The organism is Caulobacter sp. GW821-FHT09B11 (assembly GCF_059418205.1).
The window spans coordinates 32,910-50,932 of the sequence record NZ_JBWKPK010000035.1 but is presented as its reverse complement, the minus strand read 5'-3'; the positions used below and the strand labels follow the sequence as shown (position 1 = coordinate 50,932).

At 69.5% G+C, this 18,023-nt stretch carries 17 protein-coding genes; 5 read left to right on the top strand and 12 right to left on the bottom strand.

Going from position 1 to position 18,023, the window contains the following annotated elements; genetic code table 11:
* The first annotated feature begins 105 nt into the window (after nucleotides 1-105).
* Nucleotides 106-432 carry a hypothetical protein gene (locus tag AC07N1_RS21695; RefSeq protein WP_494673675.1) on the top strand — a complete coding sequence of 109 codons (327 nt, stop codon included), beginning with the start codon at nucleotides 106-108 and terminating at the stop codon, nucleotides 430-432.
* Here the strand turns inward: AC07N1_RS21695 and AC07N1_RS21690 are convergent.
* Both AC07N1_RS21690 and AC07N1_RS21685 read right to left on the bottom strand, forming a co-directional pair.
* Complete coding sequence (locus tag AC07N1_RS21690) at nucleotides 429-842, bottom strand: hypothetical protein (RefSeq protein WP_494673674.1); 414 nt, start codon at nucleotides 840-842, stop codon at nucleotides 429-431. The two genes, AC07N1_RS21695 and AC07N1_RS21690, sit on opposite strands and share 4 nt — an antisense overlap.
* A gap of 76 nt (nucleotides 843-918) precedes the next feature.
* Entirely contained in the window at nucleotides 919-2,793 is a 1,875-nt protein-coding gene (locus tag AC07N1_RS21685; protein WP_494673673.1) for an ABC-F family ATP-binding cassette domain-containing protein, read from the bottom strand.
* Nucleotides 2,794-2,882: 89 nt separating this feature from the next.
* On the opposite strand from AC07N1_RS21685, the gene ndk reads away from it, so the two are divergent.
* Complete coding sequence (ndk, locus tag AC07N1_RS21680; protein ID WP_494673672.1) at nucleotides 2,883-3,302, top strand: nucleoside-diphosphate kinase; 420 nt, start codon at nucleotides 2,883-2,885, stop codon at nucleotides 3,300-3,302.
* Nucleotides 3,303-3,554: 252 nt separating this feature from the next.
* On the opposite strand, the gene AC07N1_RS21675 is transcribed toward ndk, so the two are convergent.
* The 3 genes from AC07N1_RS21675 to purM form a co-directional block, all read right to left on the bottom strand.
* Nucleotides 3,555-3,854 carry a GIY-YIG nuclease family protein gene (locus AC07N1_RS21675; RefSeq protein WP_494673671.1) on the bottom strand — a complete coding sequence of 100 codons (300 nt, stop codon included), beginning with the start codon at nucleotides 3,852-3,854 and terminating at the stop codon, nucleotides 3,555-3,557.
* A gap of 243 nt (nucleotides 3,855-4,097) precedes the next feature.
* Nucleotides 4,098-4,679, bottom strand: coding sequence for a phosphoribosylglycinamide formyltransferase (gene purN, locus AC07N1_RS21670; protein WP_494673670.1), 582 nt, complete (start codon nucleotides 4,677-4,679; stop codon nucleotides 4,098-4,100).
* Nucleotides 4,679-5,716, bottom strand: a complete 1,038-nt coding sequence (gene purM, locus AC07N1_RS21665) for a phosphoribosylformylglycinamidine cyclo-ligase (protein WP_494673676.1) — start codon at nucleotides 5,714-5,716, stop codon at nucleotides 4,679-4,681. Before purM ends, purN begins: the two co-directional genes overlap by 1 nt.
* Nucleotides 5,717-5,841: 125 nt before the next feature.
* Between purM and rnd the strand changes: the two genes are divergently transcribed.
* Together rnd and AC07N1_RS21655 are read left to right on the top strand one after the other, a co-directional pair.
* The gene (rnd, locus tag AC07N1_RS21660) at nucleotides 5,842-7,011 is read left to right on the top strand and encodes a ribonuclease D (RefSeq protein WP_110121262.1); all 1,170 of its coding nucleotides are present in this window, start codon (nucleotides 5,842-5,844) and stop codon (nucleotides 7,009-7,011) included.
* 352 nt (nucleotides 7,012-7,363) lie between these two features.
* Nucleotides 7,364-8,947, top strand: coding sequence for a response regulator (locus AC07N1_RS21655; protein WP_494673669.1), 1,584 nt, complete (start codon nucleotides 7,364-7,366; stop codon nucleotides 8,945-8,947).
* Nucleotides 8,948-8,952: 5 nt separating this feature from the next.
* On the opposite strand, the gene AC07N1_RS21650 is transcribed toward AC07N1_RS21655, so the two are convergent.
* From AC07N1_RS21650 to AC07N1_RS21630, 5 genes are all read right to left on the bottom strand, one after another.
* Nucleotides 8,953-9,225 (bottom strand): hypothetical protein, encoded by a 273-nt coding sequence (locus tag AC07N1_RS21650; RefSeq protein ID WP_494673668.1) that lies wholly within the window; start codon nucleotides 9,223-9,225, stop codon nucleotides 8,953-8,955.
* A 116-nt stretch (nucleotides 9,226-9,341) separates the two neighbouring features.
* A complete protein-coding gene (locus AC07N1_RS21645) occupies nucleotides 9,342-10,829 on the bottom strand; it encodes a Ppx/GppA phosphatase family protein (protein WP_494673667.1) in 1,488 nt (495 codons plus the stop codon).
* A gap of 97 nt (nucleotides 10,830-10,926) precedes the next feature.
* Entirely contained in the window at nucleotides 10,927-13,155 is a 2,229-nt protein-coding gene (locus AC07N1_RS21640) for an RNA degradosome polyphosphate kinase (RefSeq protein ID WP_494673666.1), read from the bottom strand.
* Between the two features lie 93 nt (nucleotides 13,156-13,248).
* Nucleotides 13,249-13,944, bottom strand: coding sequence for a DnaA regulatory inactivator HdaA (hdaA, locus tag AC07N1_RS21635; protein ID WP_494673665.1), 696 nt, complete (start codon nucleotides 13,942-13,944; stop codon nucleotides 13,249-13,251).
* 176 nt (nucleotides 13,945-14,120) lie between these two features.
* Entirely contained in the window at nucleotides 14,121-14,936 is an 816-nt protein-coding gene (locus AC07N1_RS21630; RefSeq protein WP_494673664.1) for a DUF2806 domain-containing protein, read from the bottom strand.
* Nucleotides 14,937-15,054: 118 nt separating this feature from the next.
* Between AC07N1_RS21630 and AC07N1_RS21625 the strand changes: the two genes are divergently transcribed.
* Nucleotides 15,055-15,774, top strand: coding sequence for an EcsC family protein (locus AC07N1_RS21625; RefSeq protein WP_492855619.1), 720 nt, complete (start codon nucleotides 15,055-15,057; stop codon nucleotides 15,772-15,774).
* A 167-nt stretch (nucleotides 15,775-15,941) separates the two neighbouring features.
* Here the strand turns inward: AC07N1_RS21625 and AC07N1_RS21620 are convergent, their stop codons facing one another.
* Nucleotides 15,942-16,577, bottom strand: a complete 636-nt coding sequence (locus AC07N1_RS21620; protein ID WP_494673663.1) for a DsbA family oxidoreductase — start codon at nucleotides 16,575-16,577, stop codon at nucleotides 15,942-15,944.
* An 11-nt stretch (nucleotides 16,578-16,588) separates the two neighbouring features.
* The gene (locus AC07N1_RS21615; protein WP_494673662.1) at nucleotides 16,589-17,911 is read right to left on the bottom strand and encodes a diguanylate cyclase domain-containing protein; all 1,323 of its coding nucleotides are present in this window, start codon (nucleotides 17,909-17,911) and stop codon (nucleotides 16,589-16,591) included.
* Nucleotides 17,912-18,023 lie beyond the last annotated feature (112 nt).

The window sequence follows — 18,023 nt, the reverse complement described above, 5'->3', positions numbered from 1 at the left end:
GGGAGGATCTTGGCGCTTCAGATGCTCCCCCTCTGGGGGAGCTGTCGCGGAGCGACTGAGGGGGGGCGCCGCAGGCGCTCCATCCCTTCGAAGCGGAGAAACCCCATGCCCAAGTCCAAAGCGCCACGCAACCGCCTGCGCCGAACCTCCCGCAACCCCAAGCTCGATGCGGCCTATCGCGGGGTCATCGCCGCCTGCGAGCAGAACGTCGCCCTGATCCAGAGAACCATGCGCGACGTAGAGAGCGTCGCTCACGACGCGCCGGCCGAGGAGCTGGAGAGCTTTCGTCAGGAGATGGAGGAAGGCGTGCGCTGCTGGACCAGCGTGCGCAACATGCACCTGGACGCCATGCAGGGACCGCGGGAGCCCAGCTGGCCGGGGATCGCGAAGGCCCTCAATCGGGCCGGAATCACGAAACTCAAGCGCCGCTAGCGCTTGCCGCCCAGGCCCGGGAACATCGCGGCCTCGCCGTCGAAGACGCCAAGGTAGCCCAGCTCGCCCAGCAGCGGGGTCAGGTCTTCCAGCGTGTCGGCGCTGGCCCGGGCGGTCGCCAGTTCGCTGGGGCGGCCGGTCTGGTCGTGCAGGCGGTAGACCGTCCACATCTTGCCCTTGGGCGCCTCGGCGCCGGGGGCGAGATAGCGGTGCTCCCAGCCGACCAGGGCCGGGACGCGGCCGATCTCGACGTCGAACGGACGGTCGCGGAAGGCCAGATCCATCTCCAGCCGCGTGGCCTCGGCCAGGCGCTGGTCGAGCCAGGCGGCGAAGGCCTCCAGCACGCAGCCGGCCGACAATCCTTCGGGATTGGCGACGACGTGATTGCGGCTGGCGAGGGCTGCGGTCATGTCGCAAGGGATACGACCGCAGGTCTGTCGGAACGGCTAAATCTCTTGGTTTATTGACGTTTACCGCGAGTGGGCCTCAGCCCTCGGCTTCCGCCAGCTGCTCGGCCAGCTCCATCCACGTCGCCTCGGCCTCGTCGAGCTTGGCCTTGGCGTTGTCGCGGCGCTTCTCCAGTTCGGGCACCTTGGCCGGCGTCTTCACATAGAGCTGCGGGTCGGCCAGCTGGGCTTCCAGTTCGGCGAGGTCGCGGGTCTTGCGGTTCAGCACCTGCTCGGCCGCCTCGACCTTGCGGCGCAGCGGCTCGACGGCGACCTTCTTCGCGGCCGGGGCGGACGCCGTCTCGGCTTTGGCCGGCTCGCGCGCCACCTGGGTCGGCTTCACGGCCTGCTTGGCGCGGTCGAGCACGAACTTGGCGTAGTCGTCCATGTCGCCGTCGAACGGCACGACCTTGCCGTCTGCGGCCAGCCACAGGCGGTCGGCCACCAGCTCCATCAGCGAGCGGTCGTGGGTGATCAGCAGCACCGCGCCCTCGTAGTCGTTCAGCGCGTCGAGCAGGGCCCGGCGGCTGTCGATGTCGAGGTGGTTGGTCGGCTCGTCGAGGATCAGGACGTGCGGGGCGTCCATGGCCACCAGGTTCAGCAGCAGGCGCGCGCGCTCGCCGCCCGACAGGTTGGCGACCGTGGTCTCCTGCTTGTCGAAGTTCAGGCCCCACTGCGCCAGGCGCGAGCGACGCGAGGATTCGCTGGAATCCGGCATGGCCCGGCGGACGATCTCCAGCGGGGTGTCGGCGGGATCCATCGCCTCGATCTGGTGCTGGTGGAACCAGCCGACCTTCATCTTCTTGTCGCGATGCAGCTCGCCGGTCTGGATGTCCAGCGCCCCGGCGATCATCTTGGCGAAGGTCGACTTGCCCGCGCCGTTGACGCCCAGCAGGCCGATGCGGTCGTCCAGGTCCATGCGCAGGTTGAGGTTCTTGAGGATCGCGCGGCCCTGCTCGTAGCCGACATTGGCCTTTTCCAGCCGGATCAGCGGCGGCGGCAGCGGGCGCGGCGGCGAGGGCAGGGTGAAGGGCGCGACGCGCTCCTCGATCGTGGTGGACACCGGCTCCATCTTGGCCAGTCGCTTCATCCGCGACTGGGCCTGGGCGGCCTTGGAGGCCTTGGCCTTGAAGCGGTCGACGAAGGACTGCAGGTGGGCGCGCTCGGCGTCCTGCTTGGCCTTGGCCGACAGCTGCAGGCGGGCCTTCTCGGCTCGGCGCTTCTCGAAGTCGTCGTAGCCGCCGGTGTAGAGCTCCAGCTTGCCGCCGGCCAGGTGCAGCATGTGGGTGCAGCTGTTGTTGAGCAGCTCGCGGTCGTGGCTGACGATCAGGGCGGTGTGCGGGTACTTCTTCAGGCGCGCTTCCAGCCAGAGGGCGCCTTCGAGGTCGAGATAGTTGGTCGGCTCGTCGAGCAGCAGCATGTCGGGCTCGGCGAACAATGCCGCGGCCAGGGCCACGCGCATCCGCCAGCCGCCCGAGAACTCGCTCATCGGCCGTTGCAGGTCTTCCTGGGTGAAGCCCAGGCCCGCCAGGATTTCCGAGGCCCGCGACGGCGCCGAGTCGGCGTCGATCTCGATCAGCCGGCTCCAGATCTCGCCCATCTCCTCGGGATCGGCCGTCTCCAGCCGCGTCGTCAGGTCGTGACGCTCCTCGTCGGCCTCCAGCACCGTGTCGAGCAGGGTCACGGGCGTGGCCGGGTGCTCCTGGTCCACCGAACCGATGCGGGCGTTCTTGGGCATGCTGATCTCGTCCCCGGCGGCGACCAGGTGCCCGAGGATCAGCTTGAACAGCGTCGACTTGCCCACGCCGTTGCGGCCGATCAGGCCGACCTTGGCGCCGGGAGGCAGGCTGACGGTCGCCTTGTCGAAGAACCGGCGTCCCCAGGCGTCGAAAGTAAGTTCGTTGATCTGAAGCATGTTGGGAACGCGGGGTTGGCGGGGAGGAGGCGCCCGGCTATAAGCCCGCAACCTCCCAATTCACAAACTTTCTCTGTGAGATTTTCGGAATGACCGAACGCACCTTCTCGATCCTGAAGCCCGACGCGACCCGCCGCAACATCACCGGCAAGATCAACGCCGTGATCGAGGAAGCCGGTCTGCGCATCGTCGCCCAGCGCCGCGTCCACCTGACGGAAGCCCAGGCCAAGAAGTTCTACGAAGTCCACGCCGAGCGCCCGTTCTACGGTGAACTCGTCGCCCAGATGACCGCCGAGCCGGTCGTCGTGCAGGTCCTGGAAGCCGAAGGCGCCGTGGCCAAGTACCGCGAAGTCATGGGCGCCACCAACCCGGACAACGCCGCCGAAGGCACCATCCGCAAGCTGTTCGCCCTGTCGATCGGCGAAAACTCGGTCCACGGTTCGGACAGCCTCGAGAACGCGGCCATCGAAATCGCCCAGTTCTTCACCGATGCCGACATCGTCGGCTAAGGCTTTCGAGCTTTAGAACTGCGAAAAGGCCGGCGGGGAAACCCGCCGGCCTTTTTGTTTGGGGGCTTGCTTCTCGCCCCCCCCAACCGCCTTCCTCGCCCTTGTGGCGAGGATCCATGGTGGGGCGTTCTCAGATCGCGCCGATGAAGCTCGGCGCTCCGTGCGAGGTCTGATCCTTCTGAGCAGGCGGACGCATGGGTCCTCGCCACGAGGGCGAGGAAAGCAAATTTGGGTGCGGGCGAGAGCGGGGCTTCACGCCAAGCCAGGATAGAGATCGTCCCAGAACGGATTCGTCCGCTCGATCAGATTGATCTTCCACTGCCGAGGCCAGCGTTTCAGCGACCGTTCCCTCTGGAACGCCGTGGCCATGTCCTCGTGGGGCTCATACCAGACCAGCCGCGTGAGGCGGTACTTCTTGGTGAAGCCCGGGATCAGTCCCTCGCGATGCTCCCAGGTCCGGCGGGTCAGATAGCCGGTCGCGCCGATGTACAGCGTCCTCAGCCGCTCGTTGGCCATGATGTACACGGCGATGTAGCGCTCTTCGCTCTGCATATGGTGAGCGTGATGCAGAGCTGGAAAACAGCGCCACGGGAAAAGCAGGCGTTTTCCAGTTTCCCGGTTTCCCAAGAAACTCGCCTTCCTCGCCCTTGTGGCGAGGACCCATGCGTCCGCCTGCCCAGAAGGATCAGGCCTCGCACAGAACGCCGAGCTTCAGCGGCAGGCTTTTGAGATCGCTCCGGCATGGATCCTCGCCACGAGGGCGAGGAAGGCGAATAGGGGGGCGAGTGGAGGCCCTCAAAGCCCCCGCACGAACGCGCTCAACACCGCCGGATAGAGCCTGTGCTCTTCCTTCAGCACCCGCGCCGCCAGCGCGTGATCATCGTCGCCGGCCTCGATCGCCACCCGCGCCTGGCCCAGGATCGGGCCTTCGTCCACCCCGGCGGTCACCAGGTGCACCGTGCAGCCGGCCTCCGTATCCCCCGCCGTGATGGCGCGGGCGTGGGTGTCTAGGCCCGGATATTTCGGCAGCAGGGAAGGATGGATGTTCAGCATCCGGCCTTCCCAGGCGTCGACCAGGAACGGCGTGAGGATCCGCATGTAGCCGGCCAGGGCGATGACCTCGATCCCGCGCTCGCGCAGGGCCGTATCGACCGCCCGCTCGTGGGCCTCGCGGTCCTTGCCGAACGGCTTGCTCTCGACGCACAGCGCCTCGATCCCGGCCGCCTGGGCCGTGGCGAGACCGCCGGCGTCGGCCTTGTTGGCCAACACCAAAGCGATCTCGAACGGGCAGTTCGGGTCCTGGGCGGCGCGGACCAGGGCCTCCATGTTGGAGCCCCGGCCCGAGATCAGGGCGGCGACCTTGGTCCGTGCGGTCATCAGGCTGCGGCCAGCTGGCCGCAGACAAACGCGTCCTCGCCGGCGTTCAGCAGAGCGGCCAGCACCGGCTCCACGTCCGACTGCGCGACGATCAGGATGAAGCCGACGCCGCAGTTGAAGGTGCGGCGCAGTTCGTGGGCGTCGATTTGACCGACCTCTTGCAGCCACTCGAACACGGGCGGCAGGGCCCAGGCGTTCCAGTCGAATTGCGGGACCAGGCCCTCGGCGATGCAGCGCGGCGGGTTCTCGATCAGGCCGCCGCCGGTGATGTGGGCGCCGCCCTTGACCCGGCCCGACTGGAGCAGCGGCAGCAGCGACTTCACATAGATGCGGGTCGGGGCCATCAGGGCCTCGGCCAGGGTCTTGCCGTCTTCAAACGGGCAGGGGGCGTCCCAGGCCAGGCCCGAGCGCTCGACCACGCGGCGCACCAGCGAATAGCCGTTGGAGTGCGGACCCGACGAGCCGATGCCGATGATCACGTCGCCGGCCCGTTGCTTGTCGAGCTTGGGCAGCACGCCGTCGCGCTCGACCGCGCCGACCGAGAAGCCGGCCAAGTCGTATTCGCCGTCATTGTACATGCCCGGCATCTCGGCGGTCTCGCCGCCCACCAGGGCCGCGCCGGCCAGCTTGCAGCCCTCGGCGATGCCGGCGACCACGCTCTTGGCGGTCTCGACGTCGAGCTTGCCGGTGGCGAAGTAGTCCAGGAACATCAGCGGCTCGGCGCCCTGGGCCAGCAGGTCGTTGACGCACATGGCGACGAGATCGATGCCGACCGTGGCGTGCATGCCCGCGTCGATGGCGATCCGCAGCTTGGTGCCGACGCCGTCGGTGGTGGTGACCAGGAGGGCGTCCTCGTAGCCGGCCGCCTTCAGGTCGAACAGCGCGCCGAAGCCGCCCAGGCTGGCTTCCGCGCCGGGACGGCGGGTCGCTTTCGCCAGGGGCTTGATGGCGTCCACAAGGGCGTTGCCGGCATCGATGTCGACGCCCGCCTGGGCGTAGGTCAGGCCGCCGGCTTGGTCGGTCTTCGGATCGCTCATCGGGTCGCTCATCTGTGGTTCCAGGCCCTTCGCGGACCCTCTCGGGCGCTTTGGGACAGAAAAGTGGCTGCTCCGCAACGCTTGACGCTTGCAGACTCGGGGGTGCGCGAGGCTATTAGCAGCCGATGACGCCGATCACCACCACCGCCGCGCTGGCGGAGTTCTGTAATGGTTTGAAGGGGCAGCCCTTCATCGCCGTGGACACCGAGTTCATGCGCGAGACCACCTATTGGCCAAAGCTCTGCCTGATTCAGGTCGCTTCGCCGTCTTCGGACGCCGTGATCGACCCGCTGGCGGACGGCCTCGACCTCGAGCCGCTGCTCGAACTGATGCGCGACGAGACCCTGCTCAAGGTGTTCCACGCCGCTCGTCAGGATGTCGAGATCTTCAACAATCTCAAGGCGATGCCCACGCCTCTGTTCGACACCCAGGTGGCCGGCATGGCCGCGGGTTTCGGCGAGCAGATCGCCTATGACGCCCTGGTGCGTCAGATGCTGAAGATTGAGATCGACAAGTCGAGCCGCTTCACCGACTGGGCCCGCCGCCCGCTGACCGACGCCCAGCTGGCCTACGCCCTGGCCGACGTGACGCACCTGGCGCGCCTGTTCCCGGTGCTGCGCGATCGCCTCCAGGAATCAGGCCGCCTGGCCTGGGTCGAGGAGGAGATGAAGGCGCTCAGCGATCCGGCCGCCTACGACGTCGACCCGGAAAAGGCCTGGCGTCGCCTGCGTCCGCGCAAGACCCAAGCCAAGTACCTGGCCGTGTTCAAGGCCGTCTCGGCCTGGCGCGAGCGCACCGCCCAGCAGCGCGACCAGCCGCGCGGCCGCATCCTCAAGGACGAGGCCATCGACGAGCTGGCCACCCAGGCCCCAACCTCGCTGGACGGCCTGAACACCCTGCGCGGCGTGCCCAAGGGCTTCGGCGGCAGCAAGTTCGGTCCCGACCTGCTGGCTGCGATCAAGGCCGCCCTGGCCGATCCCGAGGGCTACGCCCCCGTGGTCGACAAGCCCGGTCCGCCGCCGCCGCCCTCGGCCGGCGCCGTGGTCGAGCTGCTCAAGGTGCTGCTCAAGGCCCGCGCCGAAGAGGCCGGCGTGGCGTCCAAGCTGATCGCCACCGTCTCGGACCTGGAGAAGATCGCCGCCGACGACGAGGCCGAAACCCCGGCCTTGCAAGGCTGGCGGCGTGACGCGTTCGGCACGGACGCCCTGAAGATCAAGCGGGGCGAGCTGGCCCTGGTGCTCGACGGGACCAAGGTCCGCGTCGTCGAGGTTCGCCGGGCTCCGCGCCCGGCCTGACCGGTCGTTCTCGCGGCGCGATCCAAAAGGGGTTGCGCCGCCGGCGACCCGGCGCGAAGAGCAAGCGCTGCTTTTGTGCAAGACGGCACAGCGGCCATTCGGCCGACATGTTTTGACAAAATCATCGTGACCTCCGGGCGCTATAAGGGCGTCGCGGAGATGTCGGCCGTGGGGACGGCCGAAGGCTGGGGACTAGGTCGAGTTGGCGTACGCGGTACAGGATCCGTGGCTGGTCAGGGCCGCACGTAGTTATGCAAGACCGGCAAAGGCCCTGCGGCAGCAGATTCCTCTGCGTCTTTTCGTCATCGCGATGGTCTGTGCGGCGATCGGCCTGGCGCCACGCTTTTCCTTCATGCTGCCTTGGGCGTTCGCCTGTCTCGCGGCGCAAGGTCTCCAGGCCGTGGCCCTGCGCGGCTTCGAGGGAGATCCGGGCCGCTGGGTTCTTGCCTGCCTGGGCGCCGACTTCCTGCTGGCCGTCGCGTTCGGTTGGCTGGCGGTGCCGCTGTGGCGAACGGGCCTGCCCGCCGGCGCGGCTGGCGGCGCTCTGCTTCTGGCCGGCTCGGTGATGACCGCTCTGATGGGGGCCAAGGGGTCGCGAATGGCCTTCGCGGTCACAGCCACGCCGCATCTGGCCTATCTCTTCGCCTCGCCGGTCCTGGCCGCCAACCACGAGGACGTGGGTGTGAAGGCCTTCCTGATCGGCGGCGGACTGATGGTGCTGGTCACATCGCTGGTCTTCGGCTGGTCGCGCCAGACCCTGATGGCCGAGCGCGAGGCGAGGGCGGCCGCCGAGATCCGTCGCGAACAGGCCGTGGCCGCCGACGCCGCCAAAAGCGCCTTCGTGGCCATGGTCAGCCACGAGCTGCGCACGCCGCTCAGCGCCATCCTGGCCGGGGCCGGCGAGATCGCCCGCACCTCCCGCGGCCAGGCCCGGGGCAAGGCCGGCCTGATCGCCGACGCCGGCGTGATGATGCGGGCCCTGCTCAACGACCTGCTCGACCTGTCGAAGATCGAAGCCGGCCGCATGACCGTGGAGTCGATCGACTTCGCCCCGCGCATCGTGATCTGCGACACCCTGCGCTTCTGGCGCGCCGAGGCCCGGGCCAAGGGCCTGGCGCTGCGCTTCACCGGTGGCCGCCATCTGCCGCGCTGGATCAAGGGCGACCCGGTGCGGCTGCGCCAGGTGCTCAACAACCTGCTGTCCAACGCCATCAAGTTCACGCCCGAGGGGCGGATCTGCGTGGCGCTGGAGATGACCCCGCGCGCCGAGGGCGGGCTGCTGCTGACCCTGGCCGTCACCGACACCGGGCCGGGCCTGGGCCCTGAGCATCTGGCGCGCCTCTTCACCGCTTACGATCAGCTGGGCGCCGACACGGCCCGCACCTTCGGCGGCACCGGGCTGGGCCTGGCCATCAGCCGCGACCTGGCCCGCCTGATGGGCGGCGATCTCGCCGCCGAGCCCGTTGAAGGGCCGGGCGCGCGCTTTGTCCTGACCCTGCCGGCCCTGCTCGGCGAAGAGCCGCCGGCGCCCGAGCCGCTCGACGCGCCCGCCGACGGCTTTGACGACGCGCCGTCCGTCCTGGTGGTCGACGACCACGAGATCAACCGCCGCACCCTGGCCCAGGTGCTGGAGGCCTTCGGCCTGGACGTCACCCTGGCCGCCGACGGCGAAAGCGCGCTGGTCCTGGCCGGCGAGACGCGCTTCGACGTGGTGCTGATGGACGTCAACATGCCCGGCCTCGACGGCCTGGACACCACCCGCCGGCTGCGCGCCGACGGCCTCAACCGCGAGACTCCGGTGGTGGCGGTGACCGGCGCGGTCAGCCAGGCCGAGATGGCCGCCTGCCGCGCGGCGGGCATGCAGGACTTTGTCGAGAAGCCGTTCGAGGTCGCCGCCCTGCACGCCGTCCTGGTGCGGGTGCTGGGCGGCGCCTAGGCGCGTCAGCCCACGATATGGACCACGGCCTGGCTGGCCGCGAGGCCAAGGGCGCCCAGAACCACCAGGTGATAGGCCGCGCCGAGCAGTACGGTCCGCTTCACCGACCAGCCCTCCCGAGCGCCGAACGCCGTGGCGACGTCCTGCTGCAATCGTCTGGCGGGGCTTTCGACGGCCTTCGAGCCGGCATTGGCCAGCCGGACGATGTCGCCCCGTGGCGGGCTCGCCGACGGCGCCTGGATCTGGTCTTGATGTTGGTAGGCGACTTGCTTCTGCATGCCGGCTTTCTCCCCGTGCTGAGACGAGGAGCTTCAGCTTGGCGTGGCTAACAAACCATGCTCGCGGAACGTCGTTCCGCCTGCGGCGCGCTGTCGCGGGCTTTGGGCGAAAGCCTCTAGAGCGGCGCGATCTTCAGCTTCAGGCCCAGCACCTGAGCCAGGGTCGTGGCCCGCTTGGCGGTCTGCTCGCCCAGCAGCATGGCCGCGTAGCCCTCTTCGGCCGACAGCTGGACGTCGCTCTTGTCGACTGTCAGGCGCGAGCGCGACAGCAGCGCGGGGCTGCGGCCCGAGAGGTCGCAGCCGAGCCGGATGGCCGCGCCCAGGGCCCGGGCGCGCTTGATGCGGGCAGGGCTGAGCAGGCGCTCCAGAACGTCCAGCTCAGGCGGCGTAAAGGCTGTGGCGTGGCGGGCGAAGGCGGCGGCGGCGAGGAAGGCGCGCTCGGCGTGGGTCTGGCCGGCGATCGGGGCGCGCAGCACCTGCTCGAATACGAGGTCGGCGCGATGATCGGGGTGCAGGCGGGCGCCGAGATCGGCCAGGCGGCAGGCGGCGGCCGTCAGCACCGCGTCGCGGCCGTCGAACAGCGGCTCCAGCTTGTCGAAGGCCGGCGTCAGCCAGGTCTGCAACGCCACGCCCAGGTCGTCGGCCACGCCCTGGCGGGCCGTCAGCGAGGCGCAGCCCTCGATCAGCGGGTCCAGGCCCCGCACGCGTGGCGGCATGGCCTCGAACAGCAGGCCCTCGCGCACGCCGAAGGCCGAGATCTCGATGCGCTTGAGATCCAGGCGCTCGATCAGGCTCTCCAGCACGATGGCGGCGTAGGGCAGGGTCTCGATCCGCTTCTTGGACATGCCCTCGATGCGTTCGAGCGAACTCTTCGACTGGTGCGAGACCAGGCGCGCAGCCTCCAGGGCCTCGGCGCGGCCGATCTCGTACTGGTGCACTACCTGCAGCGGGTATCCTGACAGCCGCATGTGCAGCAAGGCCAGGTTCCGCCAGGCGCCGCCGACGGCGTGGAAGGTGTCGGCCTTGAAGGCCTCGGCCACGGGAGCCAGGCGCTGGGCGGCGAGGCGGCGCACGCGGTCGGCGTCGAAGCCTTCGGTCAGGCCCAGGCTGAACGGTCCCAGCGGCAGGGTCACGCCCTGGCCGGCGCCGGTCGTCTCCAGCCGCACCAGTTCCAGGCTGGCCCCGCCCAGGTCGCCGACCACGCCGGTGGCGTCGGGCGTCCCGGCGAGCACGCCGAGGGCTGCGTAGCGGGCTTCTTCCTCGCCCGAGAGAATACGGATCGAAAGGCCGGTCTCTTCGAGCACGCGCTTGACGAAGGCCGGACCGTCGGAGGCCTCGCGTACGGCGGCGGTGGCGGCGACGAAGGTTTCGGCCGGCTGCACGGCCTTCAGCACCGCCTTGAAGCGCTTCAGCGCCGCCATGGTCTGGGTGACGCCTTCGGGAGCCAGGCGGTTCTTGGAGCCCAGTTCGCGACCGAGGCCGGCGAGAACCTTCTCGTTGAACACGGTCCAGATGGCGCGGCCTTCCAACCGGTACACCACCAGGCGCACCGAGTTTGAGCCGATATCGATCACGGCCGCGTCGCGCGGCGCCGAGAGGGGCATGAGGCTGGTTTAACGCATTCGGCGCTCAGGGGAAGCGGCGGCCTTGGACGAAACCGTCACGAAAGCCGTCGCTCCCCAGGTTTTGGGCGCCGGATCCTCAGCGCTTGCGCTTGGGACCCACGTGGTCGAAGGCGCGCGGCAGGTCCTGCACGTGATGCCCGCGGCCCGACAGGCTGGGATTGGTCATGAAGTATTCGTGCGCCGAGAAGGCGCCCTTGCTCTCCCAGGCCGGATCGCGGGCGTAGTGGCCCTCGCTGTCGAGGCGCCAGCTCTGGGCCTCGTCATTGAGGTTGGCGACCATGATCTGGCTCAGCACCTGCTGGTGCACGGTGGGGGTCTCGACCGGCACCAGGCTTTCCACCCGACGGTCGAGGTTGCGCGGCATCCAGTCGGCCGAACTGATGAAGGCTCGGGTCTGGGCGCTGGGCATGTCGGCGCCGTTGGCGAAGGCCACGACGCGGCTGTGCTCCAGGAAGCGGCCGACGATCGACTTGACGCGGATGTTCTCCGACAGCCCGACGATGCCCGGCCTCAAACAACAGATGCCGCGCACGACCAGATCGATCTGCACGCCGTCCTGGCTGGCGGCGTAGAGGGCGTCGATGATCTGCGGATCGACGACGGCGTTCATCTTGGCCCAGATGCCGGCCGGCTTGCCGGCCCGCGCGTTAGCGGCCTCGGCGGCGATCATCGCCAGCAGGTCGGGCTTCAGCGTCTGGGGCGAGAACGACAGCTTCTCCAGCGCGCCGGGCTGGGCGTAGCCGGTGATGAAGTTGAACAGCTTGCCGCCGTCGCGGCCCATGGCCGGATCGCAGGTGAACAAGCTGAGGTCGGTGTAAACCCGGGCCGTCTGCGGGTGATAGTTGCCGGTGCCGAAGTGGCAGTAGGTGCGCAGGGCCTCGCCCTCGCGCCGCACCACCACCGACAGTTTGGCGTGGGTCTTCCAGTCGACGAAGCCGAACACCACGTGCACGCCGGCCCGCTCGAGGTCGCGCGCCCACTTCAGGTTATTTTCCTCGTCGAAGCGGGCCTTGATCTCGACCAGGGCGGTGACGTTCTTGCCGTTGTCGGCCGCCTCGATCAGGGCCGCCACGATCGGGCTGTCCTTGGAGGTGCGGTACAGCGTCTGCTTGATCGCCAGCACGTTCGGGTCGCGGGCGGCCTGGCGGATGAACTGCACCACCACGTCGAAGCTCTCGAACGGGTGGTGGACCAGGATGTCCTTCTCGCGGATCGCCGCGAAGCAGTCGCCGCCGTGGTCGCGCACGCGCTCGGGGAAGCGGGCGTTGTAGGGCTTGAACTTCAGGTCCGGGCGATCCGGCGGGATCAGCTCGCTCATCTGGGCGAGACCCAGCTTGCCGTCGACCAGAACCACGTCCTCGGGCTGGGCGCGCAGGCCTTCGGTGATGAACTCGCGAAGGTCGGCGGGCATGGTGGTCTGAATCTTCACCCGCACCACGCGGCCCAGGCGCCGCTTCTTCAGGCGCGCCTCGAACTCGCGCACCAAGTCTTCGGCCTCTTCCTCGATCTCCAGGTCGCTGTCGCGGATCAGGCGGAACAGGCCGCGGCCCTCGACCTCGTAGCCGGGGAACAGGTGGTCGAGGAACAGGATGATGAAGCTTTCCAGCGCCACGATCTTGCGTTCGCGCTTGCGGCCTTTCAGCGGGCCGGCCGAAAGCTCCCAGAAGCGCTGCACCTGGTTGGGGATCGGCGCCAGGGCGTAGAGGTGCTTGTCGTCCGAAATCCGGCGCAGCTTCAGCGCCAGGCAGAAGCCCAGGTTCGGGATGAACGGGAACGGGTGGGCCGGATCCACCGCCAGCGGCGTCAGCACCGGGAAGATGCGCGACTTGAAGATCTCCTCGGCCCGCTCGCGGTCGGCGCCGACGATGTCCTTGGCGTCCAGCAGCTTCAGGCCCTCGGCCCACAGCTCGGCGCGCACCTCGCGCCAGATCTTCTGCTGCTCGCTCATCAGCTCGAAGGCCGAGGCGTTGATGCGGGTCAGCTGTTCGCCCGGCGTCAGGCCGTCCTGGCTGACCACGCGCACGCCCTCGCGCACCTGGCCCTTCAGGCCGGCCACGCGGACCATGTAGAATTCGTCGAGGTTGTTGGCGCTGATCGACAGGAAGCGCAGGCGTTCCAGCAGCGGATGGCGCGGGTTGGCGCTTTCCTCGAGGACGCGCTGGTTGAAGGCCAGCCACGAGAGTTCCCGGTTGAAGAACCGCTCCGGCGCGGCCAGCAGGTCTTCGTCGAGCACGAGGCGCGCGCGATCCTCGGGCGCGGTCTCCACCTTGTGAGGGGCGGGCGCGAGGGCGGCGGCGTCGGTCATCGTCTACTCCAGGGCAACGGTCCGCATCGTGACCGAGCCTGATGACAGCCGCAAGACAAACGCCGTTTGTTCAAGTGAATCGAAGCGTTCCGTTCAGTCCTCGAAACTGTCGTCGTCGCCGAAGGCCAGGACCTGGGCGGTGAAGGCGCGGGTGATTCCGCGTCCGCCTTCCGAGGCCGCCTCGTCCAGCAGCGCCACCAGGGCCACGGCCTCGGGTGCGCTGCGCGGGATGCGGCGCAGCAGGAAGGCGTAGACGTCGTCGGCTGGGCGGATCAGGCGGTCGGCGAAGGCGCGGCGCAGCACGGCCTCCAGCACCACGTCGTCGGGCTCGTCGATGAGGGCCGCGGTCAGGGCGTTGAGGCGCGAGCGCAGGTCCGGCACCACCGTCTGCCATTCCAGCGGCGCGGTCTGGGCCGTCAGCAGCAGGCTGCCGCCGTCCACGCCGGCCATGTTCAGCAGGTGGAACAGGTCCTCGTCCGACACCACGCCGCCCAGGGCGCGGCGGTCGGCGTCCTCGACCAGGATCGGACGGCCGCGCAGGGCGGGCAGGTCCAGCGGCGCGAGATTGGGATCGGCGGTGTCGATGATCACCGCGCCGGCCTGGGCCGCCCAGGCGCGCGCCAGATGCGTCTTGCCGCTGCCCGACGGACCGATCAGGGCCAGGCGGCCGTTCGGCCATTCCGGCCAGGCGTCCACGGCGCGCACGGCGTCCTCGTTGGCCGGCGAGACGGCGAAGTCGTCCCGCTCGAAGCTGGGCGGACGTTCCAACGGCAATTTCAGCTGGCTCAAGGTCGGGGCGAAGTCACATGGTGAATGGGTTCGCAAGCTATAGGCGGCGGAGACTCCGACAGCGAGACGGCGAACCGGCGCGCTTGGGGATAGAGGGGGCGATAGGTGTGGACGCTGGTCCAGGGTGTGGACGCTAGTGTGGACGGCTGTGTGGACGCCCGTGTGGAGTGTTGTGGTCAGATGGTTTCCAGCACCGTCGCGCCGTCCGGCGCCACCGCGTGCAGCACATGGAAGCGCGCGCCGGGGCGGCGGCTGGCCAGCGCCTGGGCGATGCGGCGGGCGCGAGTCAGGGCCGGCTCGTTCGAGGCCAGCCGCCGCCACTCCAGCCCGACCGGCGACAGCACATAGACGCCGAACGAGGTCGGGGCGGGCAGCGACGCGCCCAGGCCGTGCTCGCCCTCCATCGTCACCGTCGCCAGCGTGGTGGCGGCCATCGGCAGGTTGAAGGTGTCGCCGCCGCCGGAGATCAGGCCCGCCGCCTCCAGGGCGACGGCTTCGGGCTTGCTGAAGCCGCAGGCTTCCTGAAACACCACGTCGTTCAGCGAATGGGCGGCGGCCGTGGCGAAGAGGCCGATGGTCCGCGACGGCAACTCGGCCAGCAGGCGCATGGCGTGCACTGAGAAGCTGCCGGGCGACAGCATCTCGCCGGCCAGCACCATGCCCCACAGGGTCAGGGCGCGATCGCCGTGGGCGCGCTCGACGTGATCGACGAAGGCGTTCATCCAGGCCGGATCGACCGTGGCCTGGGCCCGGCCGCGCGTGGCGTGCTCGGCGATGCGGGCCACCGTCTCGCGCGCCGTCTGGCGGCGGGCGAACTCGCGAAGCTGGGTCGAGACCGCGCGCGACAGCAGGGCGTCTGACGCCGTCGCCGCGCCCATCAGGCCGGCGGTCAGGAACGACGGGGTTTCCTGTCCGCCGGGACCCGCGACGAGGCGTCCCAGAACGGCAGGATGGACGGGCGGCGAGGTCGGGGTTTCTATCGACAGGTACAACGGACTCTTGGCCTCGCGCGGAATGCGGCATGATCTCCGCGGCCGGCGTGCCAAATCGGCCCGCCGCCGTGATTCTCAGCGACCTTCAGGCAAGGCTCGCGCCATTCCGGAGAGCCCTCTGGCCCAGACCGCCGCCACCGCCGACCTCGCCGCCTGGCGGGCCGAGATGACCAAGCCGCCGGGCGCCCTGGGCCTCGCCGCCCGCGCCGTGCAGCTGAAGGTCAACAGGATCATCCCGGAGAAGGTCCACGCGGCGATCACCGCCGCCATGCAGGGCATGACCCGGGCCATCCTGACGGGGTCCGACTTCGCCACTGGTGCGCCGCTGGTGCAGGCCACGCTCGACGAGCGGCTGGTCCGCGTGCGGGCGGCCATCGACGGCTGGAAGAAGGCGGCCGCCGCCGAGGGCGGCATCGCCGGGGCAGGGGGCTTCGTCCTGGCGGCCGCCGACTTCCCGCTGCTTATGAGCTTCAAGATCAAGCTGCTGTTCGAGATCGCCGCCGCCTTCGGTCACGACGGCGCCGAACTCTCCGAGCGCCTCTACATCCTGCACATCTTCGAGCTGGCCTTCTCGGATTCGGGACACCGCGCCCGGGTGTTCGAGGCCATGGACGGCTGGGACCAGCGCCAGCACCCGACCGACCTCTCCGGCTTCGACTGGCGCGCCTTCCAGCAGCAGTATCGTGACCACATCGATCTTGCGAAACTCGCCCAGCTCCTGCCCGTCGTCGGCGCGCCGGTCGGGGCCATCGTCAACTGGCGTCTGGTGGAAAAGCTGGGGCACACGGCGGTGATGGCGTACCGGATGCGGCTTGAGGCGCAGCCGGCGCTAACCTGATCCCTCTCCCCTTGCGGGAGAGGGTGGCCTGCGAAGCAGGTCGGGTGATGGGTCTCTCAAATGCCAAAGCCGCGTGCAGCGGTCAGGCCGGATGAGGCGTACTATGTTTGAGAGACCCCTCATCCGTCGGCTGTCGCCGACACCTTCTCCCGCAAGGGGAGAAGGAATTAGGCCAGCGCCTGGTCGATCGCCTTCTGCAGGTTCTCGGGGCTCTCCGCCCCGACCACCGCCACCTTGCCGGCGAAGATCGCCACCGGCACGCCGGTGACGCCGCCCTGCACGGCCATGGCGTGCTGCTGGGCGATCGCGTCCTTGTCGGCGCCGTCCGCCAGCAGGCCCAGCACCGCGACCTCGTCCATGCCGGCGTTCTTGGCGATGTCGGCCAGCACGACCGGGTCGCCGATGTCGCGGCCCTGCTCGAAATAGGCCGCGAACAGGGCTTCGACGACCTCGTCCTGCACGGCCGCACCGCGCGCCCAGCGGATCAGGCGGTGGGCCGCGTTGGTGTTGGGCGACAGGGCGATCTTGTCGAAGGCGAAGTCGATGCCTTCCTCGGCCCCGGCTTCCTGCAGCGCCTTGTGCACGGCCTTCAGCCGCACCGGGTCCTTGAACTTGCCGGCCATGTAGGCGGCGCGGTCGACGCCTTCCTCGGGCAGGGTGGGATCCAGCTGGTAGGGTCGCCAGACGACGATCGGCTCGAGGTCGGGTCGGGCGGCCAGCGCGCTCTTCACCCGCCGCCAGCCCAGATAGCACCACGGGCAGACAACGTCGGCGACGACGTCGACGGTGATCGGCTGACCCATCGGCTTAACTCCTAGACGGCTTTCTGGAGCGCCAGCGAGGCGGCGCGTTCCAGCGCGTGGATGGCGGTTTCGCCCGGCTCGATCTGGGCCACGCCGATGTCGAACTCGCAGACGAAGGGACTGCGGTCTTCGCCGGCGTCGAAGGCGGTGCAGCCGATGACGGCGGCGATACGCTCGGCGGCGGCCTTGGCGGCGGCCAGGTTCGTGGCCGGCAGGGCCAGGGCGAAGACCTCCGGCGCCAGGCGGGCGGCGGTGTCCTCGACGCGCACCAGGCGGCCGACCATCGAGCCGATCTGCGGGATGGCGCGGTCAAGCCAGCCGTTCTGCCGCGCCCAGACCACCTCGGCCTTGTCGGCGACACGCAGCACGCCGATCGACAGCGGGCGTCCACGCTCGCGCGCCGCGCCGGCCAGCCGCGCCAGATGGGCGGCGAACAGGTCGCGGGTGAAGAGGCCGGTGGCCGCGTCCATCAGGCCCGAGCTGCGGGCCTTCTCCAGCGCGCCGCGGATGGCTTCGCCGCGACGGTAGTTGCGGGCCAGCTCGATGACCCGGCGGGCGGTGTCGCCCTCCGGCGTCTGGGGCGAGGCCACGTCGGAGACGCCGCGATGGAACGCCTCGGACATCGTCACGTAGCTCTCGGCGTTCATGTAGAGCAGCGCCGGGATGTGGAAGAGGCGCGTGTTGCGGCGCATGCCGGCGGCGATCGACATCGCCTCCTGCTGGTTCTCGCCGGCCCACAGCACCACCGCGTCGAAGGCCCGCTCATGCAGGTAGTCGAAGGCGGTGTAGGCGGTGAAGGCGCCGACCACGTCCGCGCCGCCCCGGGTCAGGGCGTTGGACAGGGCCAGAAACTGCGGGGCCGGCTCGCCGATGGCCAGCACGCGATAGGGCGTGGCGGTGGGCTCGGGCAGGTCCAGCCGGCGGCCGCGATCGCCGAAGGTGGTCAGGCGAAGCTCGAACTCTTCCTCGGCGATGGCCGTGCGGACCAGGGATTCCAGGCGCAGCACCGCCTGCGACGGATGCAGCGGCGGCGACAGGGTCAGGTCGAAGGCGGCCTGGCCGGCGTCCGTGCCCGGCTCGCCGATGGCGATCACCGGCAGGCGGCGCGGGGCCACGGCGGCCTTGAGGCGGCGGGCCAGCGTCTGGCTGTCGGGACCGGCCGCGTCGATGTCGACGATCACGGCCTCGATCTGCAGATCGCCCAGCGCCGCCAGGGCCGCATAGGGGCCGCGGGCGGTGATGGTGCGCCAGCCCAGCCGGTCCAGCCCCTCGGAAAGGGGACCGGCCCGCGTGTCGTCACGCGCCACGATCAGGATCCGGGCGTTCACCGCCAAATTCGTTCTCCGCTGGCGCAGGGCCTCGATTCGCGAGCCAACATAGCAGAGGCGGGGGTGCGGCAAAGGGATGCAAGGTCGCAGCCTTTACCTTGTCGACAGGTGGTTTGCG

Excerpts from the sequence above, each read along its gene's own strand:
- AC07N1_RS21640 (WP_494673666.1), bottom strand. The coding sequence starts at position 13,155 with ATGACCGACGCCGCCGCCCTCGCGCCCGCCCCTCACAAGGTGGAGACC.
- AC07N1_RS21690 (WP_494673674.1), bottom strand. The coding sequence starts at position 842 with ATGACCGCAGCCCTCGCCAGCCGCAATCACGTCGTCGCCAATCCCGAA.
- purM (WP_494673676.1), bottom strand. The coding sequence starts at position 5,716 with ATGAGCGATCCGAAGACCGACCAAGCCGGCGGCCTGACCTACGCCCAG.
- AC07N1_RS21695 (WP_494673675.1), top strand. The coding sequence starts at position 106 with ATGCCCAAGTCCAAAGCGCCACGCAACCGCCTGCGCCGAACCTCCCGC.
- ndk (WP_494673672.1), top strand. The coding sequence starts at position 2,883 with ATGACCGAACGCACCTTCTCGATCCTGAAGCCCGACGCGACCCGCCGC.
- rnd (WP_110121262.1), top strand. The coding sequence starts at position 5,842 with ATGACGCCGATCACCACCACCGCCGCGCTGGCGGAGTTCTGTAATGGT.
- purN (WP_494673670.1), bottom strand. The coding sequence starts at position 4,679 with ATGACCGCACGGACCAAGGTCGCCGCCCTGATCTCGGGCCGGGGCTCC.
- AC07N1_RS21685 (WP_494673673.1), bottom strand. The coding sequence starts at position 2,793 with ATGCTTCAGATCAACGAACTTACTTTCGACGCCTGGGGACGCCGGTTC.
- AC07N1_RS21620 (WP_494673663.1), bottom strand. The coding sequence starts at position 16,577 with ATGGGTCAGCCGATCACCGTCGACGTCGTCGCCGACGTTGTCTGCCCG.
- AC07N1_RS21675 (WP_494673671.1), bottom strand. The coding sequence starts at position 3,854 with ATGCAGAGCGAAGAGCGCTACATCGCCGTGTACATCATGGCCAACGAG.
- AC07N1_RS21655 (WP_494673669.1), top strand. The coding sequence starts at position 7,364 with ATGCTGCCTTGGGCGTTCGCCTGTCTCGCGGCGCAAGGTCTCCAGGCC.
- AC07N1_RS21650 (WP_494673668.1), bottom strand. The coding sequence starts at position 9,225 with ATGCAGAAGCAAGTCGCCTACCAACATCAAGACCAGATCCAGGCGCCG.
- AC07N1_RS21645 (WP_494673667.1), bottom strand. The coding sequence starts at position 10,829 with ATGCCCCTCTCGGCGCCGCGCGACGCGGCCGTGATCGATATCGGCTCA.